This window comes from Candidatus Effluviviaceae Genus V sp. (genome assembly GCA_014728125.1).
In the GTDB taxonomy this organism is placed as follows: Bacteria; Joyebacterota; Joyebacteria; order Joyebacterales; family Joyebacteraceae; genus WJMD01.
Genome location: WJMD01000135.1, coordinates 46604 through 57480, shown reverse-complemented (window position 1 = coordinate 57480; position 10877 = coordinate 46604). Strand labels below are relative to the sequence as shown.

At 66.3% G+C, this 10877-nt stretch carries 12 protein-coding genes; 11 read left to right on the top strand and 1 reads right to left on the bottom strand.

Annotation, left to right across the window (positions count from 1 at the left end; translation table 11 throughout):
* The first annotated feature begins 13 nt into the window (after positions 1-13).
* Positions 14-1831, top strand: coding sequence for a response regulator (locus tag GF405_08630; GenBank protein ID MBD3368218.1), 1818 nt, complete (start codon positions 14-16; stop codon positions 1829-1831).
* 7 nt (positions 1832-1838) lie between these two features.
* Here GF405_08630 and GF405_08625 read toward each other — a convergent pair whose 3' ends face one another.
* Positions 1839-2819 (bottom strand): EamA family transporter, encoded by a 981-nt coding sequence (locus GF405_08625; GenBank protein MBD3368217.1) that lies wholly within the window; start codon positions 2817-2819, stop codon positions 1839-1841.
* A gap of 74 nt (positions 2820-2893) precedes the next feature.
* Between GF405_08625 and rplU the strand changes: the two genes are divergently transcribed.
* From rplU to lptB, 10 genes are all read left to right on the top strand, one after another.
* Positions 2894-3262, top strand: a complete 369-nt coding sequence (gene rplU, locus GF405_08620; GenBank protein ID MBD3368216.1) for a 50S ribosomal protein L21 — start codon at positions 2894-2896, stop codon at positions 3260-3262.
* Positions 3263-3295: 33 nt separating this feature from the next.
* On the top strand, positions 3296-3544 hold the full coding sequence (gene rpmA, locus GF405_08615) for a 50S ribosomal protein L27 (GenBank protein ID MBD3368215.1): 249 nt from the start codon (positions 3296-3298) through the stop codon (positions 3542-3544).
* Between the two features lie 229 nt (positions 3545-3773).
* Complete coding sequence (locus GF405_08610; GenBank protein MBD3368214.1) at positions 3774-4427, top strand: MBL fold metallo-hydrolase; 654 nt, start codon at positions 3774-3776, stop codon at positions 4425-4427.
* Positions 4428-4493: 66 nt separating this feature from the next.
* Positions 4494-5210, top strand: a complete 717-nt coding sequence (gene kdsB / locus GF405_08605) for a 3-deoxy-manno-octulosonate cytidylyltransferase (GenBank protein ID MBD3368213.1) — start codon at positions 4494-4496, stop codon at positions 5208-5210.
* A 62-nt stretch (positions 5211-5272) separates the two neighbouring features.
* Entirely contained in the window at positions 5273-6913 is a 1641-nt protein-coding gene (locus GF405_08600; GenBank protein MBD3368212.1) for a CTP synthase, read from the top strand.
* Positions 6888-7727 carry a 3-deoxy-8-phosphooctulonate synthase gene (gene kdsA / locus GF405_08595; protein MBD3368211.1) on the top strand — a complete coding sequence of 280 codons (840 nt, stop codon included), beginning with the start codon at positions 6888-6890 and terminating at the stop codon, positions 7725-7727. Before GF405_08600 ends, kdsA begins: the two co-directional genes overlap by 26 nt.
* On the top strand, positions 7724-8284 hold the full coding sequence (locus tag GF405_08590) for an HAD hydrolase family protein (GenBank protein MBD3368210.1): 561 nt from the start codon (positions 7724-7726) through the stop codon (positions 8282-8284). The genes kdsA and GF405_08590 overlap by 4 nt, the downstream gene beginning before the upstream one ends.
* The gene (locus tag GF405_08585) at positions 8281-9261 is read left to right on the top strand and encodes a KpsF/GutQ family sugar-phosphate isomerase (GenBank protein ID MBD3368209.1); all 981 of its coding nucleotides are present in this window, start codon (positions 8281-8283) and stop codon (positions 9259-9261) included. Before GF405_08590 ends, GF405_08585 begins: the two co-directional genes overlap by 4 nt.
* Before the next feature lie 118 nt (positions 9262-9379).
* Positions 9380-10042 carry an LPS export ABC transporter periplasmic protein LptC gene (lptC, locus tag GF405_08580; protein ID MBD3368208.1) on the top strand — a complete coding sequence of 221 codons (663 nt, stop codon included), beginning with the start codon at positions 9380-9382 and terminating at the stop codon, positions 10040-10042.
* Positions 9963-10826 carry an LPS export ABC transporter ATP-binding protein gene (gene lptB, locus GF405_08575; protein MBD3368207.1) on the top strand — a complete coding sequence of 288 codons (864 nt, stop codon included), beginning with the start codon at positions 9963-9965 and terminating at the stop codon, positions 10824-10826. The genes lptC and lptB overlap by 80 nt, the downstream gene beginning before the upstream one ends.
* The last annotated feature ends 51 nt before the right edge of the window (positions 10827-10877 follow it).

The window sequence follows — 10877 nt, the reverse complement described above, 5'->3', positions numbered from 1 at the left end:
TCGCGAGACGGTGATGGGGGCCTACAAAAGGGAGAGGACCGGCCGTCTGGAGGCGAACGTCTCCGACCGGACCTACTCGTTCGTGCTGGCGCCCGTTCTTGAATCGGGATACGTGAACATCTACGGGCAGGACGTCTCGGAACTCAAGCAGTCCGAGGTGCTCCAGTCTGTGCTTTTTCGCATCTCGGAGTCGCTGAACGACGCCGCCGACCTCAAGGAGATGCTGGACACGATCCGCACGGACCTCGGGCGACTGCTCGACACGACCAACTTCTATGTGGCCCTCTACGACCGTGAGGCCGGGACCTACACGTTCCCGTGTCACTACGACGAGCAGGACGAGATCGACGACGTCACACCGATGGAACTCAAACGAAGCCTGACGGATTACGTTCGCCGGACCGGCAGGCCTCTGCTGGTCGACGAGGAGGTGCATGCAGTGCTTCAGGAGGAGGGGGAGGTCGATCTCGTCGGGACCGATTCCCCCATCTGGCTGGGCGTGCCCCTCCGCACGAGACAGGAGGTCTTCGGGGTCGTCGCGGTCCAGCGATACGACCAGGCGTCGGTCTATACGGAGAAGCACCTCGAGATCATGACCTTCGTGTCGGGCACCATCGCGGCCGCCATCGAGCGGATGCGCGCTCAGGAGGAGCGGCGGGAACTCGAGGAACAGATGCGGCACGCGCAGAAGCTCGAGAGCCTCGGTGTGCTGGCGGGCGGCATCGCTCACGATTTCAACAACCTGCTGACGGGCATTCTCGGAAACGCCGACCTCGCGCTCATGTCAACGACGAGCGACACGGCGGTCGGGAAGAGCCTCAAGGAGATCAAGAAGAGCGCGGAGCGCGCAGCGGATCTATCGAAGCAGATGCTCGCGTACTCAGGCAGAGGCAACTTCGTCATTGAGCCGATCGACCTCAATGACGTCGTGGCCGAGATGAGCAACCTCCTCGAGGTCTCGATCTCGAAGAAGGCGACGCTGCGCTGCGATCTGTCGAGCGGTCTTCCCCCCGTCACGGGAGACCCCACCCAGGTGCGTCAGGTGATCATGAACCTGATCACGAACGCCTCGGACGCGATCGGCGACGAGGACGGCGTCATCTCGCTGTCGACCGGCGTCGGCGAGTGCACCCAGGCAGACCTGGCGCAGTGCTACGCGGGCAGCGAGCTCGCCGAGGGGACGTACGTCTACGTCGAGGTCTCGGACACCGGGTGCGGCATGTCCGAGGAGACGCTCACGAAGATCTTCGACCCGTTCTTCACGACGAAGTTCACGGGCCGGGGTCTCGGGCTCGCGGCGGCGCTCGGCATCATCCGTGGGCACAAGGGAGGCATCCACGTTCAGAGCCGCGAGGGACGCGGCACGACGTTCCGCATCCTGTTCCCGGCCGATGAGGCACGTCCGGTCCCGGACGGAAAGCCCGCGGTGCAGTCGACCGCAGGGGCGTCTGACGGCACGGTGCTGCTGGTGGACGACGAGGAGACGGTCCGACTGGTCGGCGCCAGCATGTTGGAGCAGTCGGGCTTCAAGGTCGTGACGGCATCCGACGGGAACGAGGCGGTCGAGTACTTCAGGGACCACCAGGACGAGGTGGGCTGCGTACTGCTCGACCTGACGATGCCCCGCATGGACGGACGCGAGACCTTCGACGAACTCAGACGCATCCGGGAGGACGTGCGTGTCGTGCTGTCGAGCGGCTACTCCGAGCAGGAGGTGTACGGTCAGTTCGCCGGCGAGGGGATCGCCGGGTTCGTACAGAAGCCGTATCTCATGGACAGCCTGGTGAGCGAGGTCCAGCATGCCATGACGGACGGGACGGTTCCGCACTGACGGAACGTCACGCCAGTGTGACCAGCGCGACGCCGCCGAGCGCCAGCCCGACGGCGATGAGCTTCCTCGGCGTGATCGGCTCACGGAGCATGAGAGCGGCGACCGGAAGCACGAAGATGGCGCTCGTCTGATTGAGGATGGAGGCGATCGAGACGGGCGCGAACTTCATCCCCGCTATCCACACCAGCATCGTGAGGTACGTCCCGATGACGGACGCCGGAAGAGCGATCCTCCAGCTTCTGTGCGGGACGAAGGCCCTCCACGCGTTCCTCAGCCTCGGGACGAAGAGCGCGATGAGCGCCAGGGTGAGCACGCCTCCCGCGAGGCGGGCCGTGGTGGCCCAGAGAACCGGCGTGCGGTTGAGAACAGGCTTGCCGATGACGACACCGAGCGCGTTGAGCGCCATGGCGATGGTGCAGAGTATGATGCCCTTCCTGAGCTCGGAGGGCCCGACGCCGCGCGGCGGGTCGTGCCGGGCGGAGATGAAGATGCCCGAGAGGATCAGCACGGCACCGAGTCCGTCGCCGGGGGTGATCCGCTCGCCTAGTGCGAAGAACGACATCAGGATGACGAATGGGCTGTACGAGCAGCTGGCTATCTGAGAGAGGCCCGCGCCGACAAGGTTGAGGCCCTGGAAGAAGACGGTGTCGGCCACAGCGATGCCGACGGCGCCCGCCAGGAAGAGGATGAGAATGTCGAGCACGTGACCGCCGGGTGCATAGCCGCCTCCGAAGAAGTAGAGCGTGGGCACGAGAAGCAGGAGCGCCACGGCGCTCTTGAAGAGATTGAGGCCCACGGGAGTCATGCTCCGTCCCGACATGCGGAAGAGCACGACCGAGAACGCCCACAGGAGGGCTGAGAGCAGAGAGAGCAGCTGGCCGAGCATGATGTCGGGCACGTCGTCACCTTCACCGTGGGTTCTCGCGCTCCAGCGCGGCGTCGCCGGGCGAAGCGCGCGTTTCGTGTGCGCTTCCGGGGAGGATAGCACGGCGGCCTCCGGGGCGGAAGCACGATGGCGCCGCCCTACTTGCCGCTTGACAGAGACGGAGGAGCCGCTATAGTATGGGGGTTCGTAGCAGAGACGTGATAGACGGACTATCCCGAGGAGGAGATGTGAGCTACGCCGTCGTCCGGACCGGAGGATACCAGTACAGGGTGTCCGAGGGCGATCGGATCCGCGTCCCGAAGCTCGAGGTCGAGCCCGGAGACACGGTCCATCTCGACGAAGTGCTTGCCCTGAGCCGCGATGGCGAGCTCACCGTGGGCACGCCGCTCGTCGAGGGGGCTGCGGTCGACGCCGAGGTCGTCTCGCACGGGCGCCGCCCGAAGATCATCGTCTACAAGAAGAAGCGCAGAAAGGGCTACCAGAAGACGCAGGGTCACCGGCAGGACTTCACCGAGCTCAGGATCAAGGGCATCCAGGCGTCCTGACGCCGCCGGGGACTCGTTCTCAGGAGGTTTTTCGTGGCACACAAGAAGGGCGTCGGCAGTTCAAGGAACGGTCGCGACTCCAACGCGCAGCGCCTCGGGGTCAAGCGCTACGGAGGCGAGTTCGTACGAGCTGGTACGATCATCCTCAAGCAGCGCGGGACGAAGTTCTACCCCGGCGAGAACGTCGGGAAGGGTGGAGACGATACGCTCTTCGCGCTCAAGGACGGTCACGTCCAGTTCGAGCGCTGGGGGCGCAACAGGAAGCGCGTGAGCGTTCAGTAGCGTGCCGACCATGCCCGGACGAGGATCGCGTAGCGACGACGTGGGTGGCGAAGGCCTGGGCGAGGACCAACCGCCGGCCGAACCACCGGGGAGTACGTCGGAGCGCCGGATCGGAACGAATCGCAGGGACGCAGCGGGGCGAACCACACCTCGCGTGGCGTCCCTGTTTTCATTGTAAGGTGATACCGCACCGTCGGCAGGGTCGTGGATGAGGAGGAGAGTCGACAGAATGAGAATCACCTGGCTAGGACATGCGTCATTTCTGATCGAGTCGAAGAGCGGGACCCGCGTCATCACCGATCCGTTCGAAGCGGGCTCCTATGATGGTGCCGTGGGATACGAGCCGATCTCGGAGCGCGCCGACATCGTCACAGTCAGCCACGACCACGCGGACCACAACGCGGTCGACACGGTGACGGGCTCGCCGGAGATCATCCGTGGGACCGAGCCGAAGACCGTGCAGGACGTGGCCATCCGCGGATACTCGACCTACCACGACGAGACCAGGGGCCAGGAGCGGGGCCGGAACACGGTCTACGTCATGGAGGTCGACGGTCTCACGGTCGGCCACCTCGGCGACCTGGGACACGAGCTTTCGCCTGAGGAGGCCTCCGAGATCGGGAACGTCGATGTCCTGCTGGCGCCGATCGGTGGATACTACACGATCGGTCCCGACGAGGCCAAGAAGGCGGCCGAGGCGCTCGGGGCGCGCGTGATCATCCCGATGCACTACAAGACCGAGGCTCTTGGTTTCCCCATCCAGCCGGTCGACGACTTTCTGAAGCTCATGGAGAACGTGGACCGGGCGGGCGGAAGAACCGTCGAACTGGATACCGAGAACCTGCCGGAGCCGCCGCGCGTCGTCGTGCTGGACTACGAATAGACCGGACGGTCGCACAGAGCGGACTCCGTGTGCCGGGAGGGGACATTGTCCACGGGCGTCGTCGGTGTGATCCCTGCCAGACTGGGCTCGACCCGCTTTCCGGGTAAGGTGCTCGCCGACCTCGCCGGACGACCGGTCGTGTGGCACGTACACGAGCGACTCGCGGCCGCAGAGCTGGTCGACGCAGTCCTCGTGGCCACCGACAGCGACGAGGTCGCCGCAGCGGTCAGGGGGTTCGGGGGAGAGGCCGTGCTGGTGTCGACCCCGTGCTCGACCGGGTCCGACCGGGTCGCCGAGGCGGTCCGGGAGCGCGAGGCCCACGCGGTCGTCAATCTCCAGGCCGACCAGCCCCTCATCGAGCCGTCCGACATCGACAGGGCCATCGAGGTCCTGCGGGCGGACAGGTCGCTCGACATGACGACGCTCGCCTTCCGTTCGGATGACCCGGCCGCTCACGCAGACCCCCACGTCGTCAAGGTCGTCACGGACCACTCCGGACGAGCGCTCTACTTCTCCCGCGCCGCGATACCCTCCTCTCCGGAGGCGGGGGCGGGAAGAGGTTGGTATCTCCACCACGTTGGTCTATACTGCTTTCGTCGCGAGGCCCTGATGCGGTTCGCGGCGCTCGAGAGGTCGCCCCTCGAGCTTCGCGAGTCGCTCGAGCAGCTGAGGGCCCTCGAGAACAGCATGGCGATCGGCGTCGTGACGGCGTCGACCGAGACGTGGTCGATCGACCGTCCCGGCGATCTGACGAAGGTCGAGCGGCGGCTGGCGGAGGGATAGACACCTCTCCGGAGACCGGCGACCGGCATCCCACCGACGTCCACACGACTGGAGTCCCAGCAATGTCGAAGTACATCTTCGTCACCGGCGGCGTGGTATCCGCTCTCGGCAAGGGCATCGCCTCGGCGTCGCTCGGCTATCTCCTCAAGTCGCGCGGGCTGTCGGTGACACTCCAGAAGTGCGACCCGTACCTCAACGTCGACCCCGGCACCATGAGCCCCTTCCAGCACGGTGAGGTCTTCGTCACGAAGGACGGTGCGGAGACCGACCTGGACCTGGGCCACTACGAGCGCTTCATCGACCGGGAGCTCTCGCAGGCCAACAACGTCACGGCAGGACAGATCTACGACGCCATCCTGACGAAGGAGCGCCGCGGGGACTACCTCGGCGGAACCGTCCAGGTGATCCCCCACGTCACGAACGAGATCAAGGATCAGATCCTCCGTCTGGGGACGCCCGACATCGATGTGGTGATCACGGAGATCGGGGGGACGGTCGGCGACATCGAGAGTCTGCCGTTTCTCGAGGCCATCCGCCAGATGCGTCTCGACCTCGGCGCCAGGGAGACGCTCTTCGTCCACCTGACGCTCGTGCCGTACATCAAGGCCGCGGGCGAGCTGAAAACCAAGCCGACGCAGCACAGTGTCCGCGCCCTCAGAGACATCGGCATCCAACCCGATATCCTCCTGTGCCGCACGGAGCATGCGCTGTCGAGCGACCTCAAACGGAAGATCGCGCTCTTCTGCAACGTGGAGGAGAAGGCGGTCATCGACGCCCGCGACGTGCCGACGGTCTACGAAATCCCCATCTGCTTCCATCGCGACGGTCTCGACGATATCGCCCTCAGCAAGCTCGGCGTCGAGGCGCCGGACCCGGACCTCAACCCTCTCGATGACTTCGTCGAGCGCATCAAGGAGCCGACCGGGACCGTCAGGATCGCCGTCTGCGGGAAGTACATCGACCTGAAGGACGCCTACAAGAGCATCGTCGAGGCCTTCGTCCACGCGGGGGTCGAGAACGACGTCCGCGTCGAGCTCGTCTGGACGAACGTCGAGGACATCGAGTCGGGCGGCGACGCATCCGCATTCCTCGAGACGTGCGACGGGATCCTGGTACCGGGGGGATTCGGCGAACGCGGGATCGAGGGGAAGATCGCCTCGGTCGGCTATGCGCGTACCAGCGGGACGCCGTTCCTCGGGATCTGCCTCGGCATGCACTGCGCGGTCATCGAGTATGCACGGAGCGTCTGCGGTCTCACGTCGGCCCACTCGACCGAGTTCGATCCGGACACCCCGGAGCCTGTGATCGACTTCCTGCCCGACCAGCGAGGCATCGTCAACATGGGCGGGACCATGCGCCTCGGCGCATACCGGTGCGATCTGAGCGAGGGCACGAGGGCACGGGAGGCGTACGGCGAGCCGTCGGTCCGTGAGCGGCATCGACACCGGTACGAGTACAACAATGAGCATCGCAGCAGACTCGAGAACGCGGGACTCGTCTCATCGGGCATCTACCCGGAAGCCGACCTCGTCGAGATCGTGGAGCTTCCGGACCACCCCTGGTTCGTGGCCTGTCAGTTCCATCCGGAGTTCCGTTCGCGCCCGAGGCGTGCGCACCCACTCTTCCGGGAGTTCGTCGCGGCGGCGAAGAGAAAGTCCCTGGGATCGGAGGTGGAGCGTGTCGAAGAGCGTGCGGGTCGGTAGTGTCGAGATCGGCCCGGGACTGCCGCTGGCGCTCATCGCAGGGCCGTGTGCGCTCGAGAGCCTGGACCTCGCTCTCCGCGTCGGAGGGCGGGTGAGGGATCTCTGCGCCGCACTCGGGATTCCCTACGTGTTCAAGTCGTCCTACCTCAAGGACAACCGGACGTCTCCCGGTTCGTACGCCGGGCCGGGGCCCGAGAGGGGCCTGGAGATGCTCGGGGTGATCCGGGAGAAGCTCGGCGTCCCCGTCCTCTCGGACGTACACGAACGCGCGGAGCTCCCGGCGGCGGCTGACGCGCTCGACGCTCTTCAGATACCGGCGTTCCTCTGCCGGCAGACGCGGCTCGTGCGCGAGGCCGCGCGGACCGGGAAACCGCTCAACATCAAGAAGGGGCAGTTTATGGCCCCCGACGACATGGTCCGGACGGCCGGTAAGGCCATCGCCGAGGAGAACCGGAACGTGATGCTGACGGAGCGAGGGTCGTCCTTCGGGTATCATGATCTCGTGGTCGACATGCGCTCGATCGCCGTCATGCGACAGGCCGGTTTCCCGGTGGTCTTCGACGCCACACACAGCGTGCAGAGACCCGGCGCCGCCGGAGGCGTCTCGGGAGGCTCGCCTGAGTACGTGCCGCTGCTCGCTCGCGCCGCGGTCGCAGCGGGCTGTGACGCGCTCTTCCTGGAGACGCACCCCGATCCGCCGTCGGCGCTGTCCGACGCGCACTCGATGGTGCCGCTGGACGCGCTCGAGGAGATCCTCAAGGCCGCGCGGCGGGTGGCCGGCGCGGTCGGCAGACCCACCGGAGATTCGGCATGATATCGTTCGATCGGGACGCCGCTTCGCGCGTGAAGCTCGTCGTCGCGGACGTCGACGGGACCATGACCGACGGGTCGTTGGTCATCGGCAGAGCCGGAGAGGAGATCAAGAGCTTCTCGGTCCGCGACGGTATCGGCATCAAGTTCGCTCAGGAGGCCGGTATCCAGGTGGCCCTCCTCTCGGGCAGGCGATCAGAGATCGTGGAACGCCGCGCCGAGATGCTCGGGATCACGCTGATCCGACTGGGTCACGACCTCAAGCTCCCGGTCGTCGAGGAGCTGGCCGCGTCGCTCGGCATCGGCCTCGAAGAGGTCGTCTACATCGGCGATGACGTGGTCGACCTCGTGCCGATCCGCGAGGTCGGACTCGGTGTCGCCGTCGCCGACGCGGCGCAGGACGTGCTGGAGGCGGCGGATTGTGTGACCGAGGCGCGCGGCGGCCACGGGGCCGTCAGGGAGACGATCGAGGCGATCCTGAGGGCGCGCGGAGACTGGGATGATGTGGTGACGCGGTATCTCGCGAGGAAGGGGAGCGTGGCTTCCGGAGGTGTCGCATGAGCGGGCGCTCCGACGCCGACATCGTCGCATCGGGACGGGAGGTTCTCCGGCTCGAGTCCGACGCCGTCGCCGCGGTCGCGGAGCGGCTGGGACCCTCGTTCGCCGAGGCGGTCAGGACCGTGCTCGGGGCGAAGGGGACGGTCGTCATCTGCGGCACGGGCAAGTCGGGAACGGTGGCGAGGAAGCTCGCCGGGACCCTCACGAGCACCGGCACCCCGGCAGTCTTCCTGCACCCGGCCGATGCCGCCCACGGTGACGTGGGTGTCATCGACGGCGGCGACGTGGTCATCGCCATCTCCAAGAGCGGCGAGGGCGAGGAGATCCTGAGGATCCTGCCCGTCTTCCGGGAGATGGCCGCAGCGATCATCGCCATCACCGGGAACACAGGTTCGTCGCTCGCGTCGGAGGCGGACGTCGTCCTCGACGCATCGGTCGAGCGGGAAGCCTGCCCGATGGACCTGGTGCCGACGGCGAGCACGACGGCCGCCCTGGCGCTGGGTGACGCACTGGCCGTGGCGGTTCTCGCAGAGAAGGACGTCGATCCGGCGATGTTCGCTCGCTATCACCCCGGCGGGGCGCTGGGACGGAGGCTCCTGCTGCGCGTCGCCGACGTCATGCATTCCGGAGAGGACGTTCCCACCGTCCCGCGGGACGCAACGATGCGGGAGGCGATCTGCGAGATCGCGAACAAGCGGCTCGGCATGGTCGCCGTGACCGGTGTCGACGGGCGGCTTGAGGGCATTGTGACCGACGGCGACCTCAAACGCATCATCATGCGCCGAGCGGACATGCTCGACGCTCGGGTCGCGGAGTTCATGACGACGTCACCCAGGATCATCGGCCGCGATGAGCTGGTGGTTGCCGCTCTTCAGAAGATGGAGAGCGAGGGGCCGATCACGTCGCTCATCATCGTGGACGAGAGCGGTCGACCCGACGGCGTCATCCACATCCACGATTGCCTTCGCGCCGTCGGCTGAGACAGATCCCCCTGAACTCTCTCTCGGTGCGCTCCACCCCTGCGACCCGCCACATCAGGCAGACGATGGTGCATCTCTTGCACTGTAGGAGCCGAGGCGGTATTCAGTCCTCCATCCCCTGAAGACCAGGAACCGCGGGCACTCCTTGAGAGCGCCGGCCAACTCGGGTATATTGGCGCCGGTGGTATCGCGTCCGAATCGAGTCTCTGGAGGGTTGGTTCCCGTGCGCGTGTCCCGGATCGTGTTCGTGCTGTGTGCCGTGACGCTGCTCGTTCTCGGCGGGTGTCGCAGTCAGTCGCCCCCGGGAGAGGAGGAGGGCGGCGTCGTTCCCGATCAGGAGATCGACGCGTTCTCGCTGACCCAGACGCGCGAGGGCACACCCATCTGGCGCCTCGACGCTGACCGCGCGCTCGTCTTCGAGGATGCCGGTCGCATCGAGATGACCGGTGTCAGGGCCGTCTTCTTCGAGAAGGACGGCAGCGTGCGATCGACGCTTCGAGCCCGGGAGGGCGTTCTTCACGAGCGGACGAACTCGATGGAGGCGACCGGAGACGTCGTTGTCACGGCCGAGGACGAAACGGTGCTTGAGACCGAGTACGCTACCTGGTCGGAGCGGACCGGTACGATCGAGACCGACCGCTTCGTACGCGTGACGCGCGGCGACGACGTCATGACCGGAACCGGTCTGACGGCCGACCCCGATCTCAGGAACATCAAGGTCCACTCCGACTTCGAGGCATACATCAGAACCCCCGAGGGAGAGCTCGTTGAGGAAGAGTGAGGCGGCTCACGACGCCGCGCCCGGCCCGTCGCTCGCCGGACAGCGGGTTCTCGAACAGGGGCCGAGGAGTCTGGCGGCCCGCGGGCTCGTTAAGCGCTACGGGAGACGGACGGTCGTGGACGAGGTCGACCTGGATCTCGGCAGAGGTGAGGTCGTCGGGCTTCTCGGGCCGAACGGTGCCGGCAAGACGACGTCGTTCCACATGATCGTCGGACTCCTCTCGCCCGACGGCGGCGCTGTGCTGCTGGACGGACGCGATGTCACGTCGCTTCCGATGTACCGGAGAGCGAGACTCGGCGTCGGCTACCTGTCGCAGGAGTCCTCGATCTTCAGGGGACTCACGGTCGGTCAGAACATCATGTCGATACTCGAGACCATCGAGCCCGACCGGCGGGAGAGGCGCCGGCGCATGGAGCAGCTGCTCGGCGAGCTGGACATCGGAGCCCTCAGGGACCGGTCGTCCGACACGCTCTCGGGAGGTGAGAGACGGCGTGTGGAGATCACGAGGGCGCTCGTCGCGAGGCCGGCCTTCCTGCTGCTCGATGAACCGTTCGTCGGCATCGACCCCATCGTGGTGCAGGACATCCAGGCGATCATCCGGCGCCTGAGGGACCGCGGTATCGGCATCCTGATAACGGACCACAGCGTCCGAGAAACGTTGTCCGTCACCGACCGCGCGTATATCATGTACGAGGGTAGGATTCTCCTCTCAGGCAAAGCCGACGAGCTCGCCGCGAACGAGGAGGCGAAGAAGCTCTATCTCGGAGAGCGATTCCGGTTGTAGACTGACGGCGTCCGGCGCGAGACGAGGCCAGGGCGCGACACGTCCACCCCC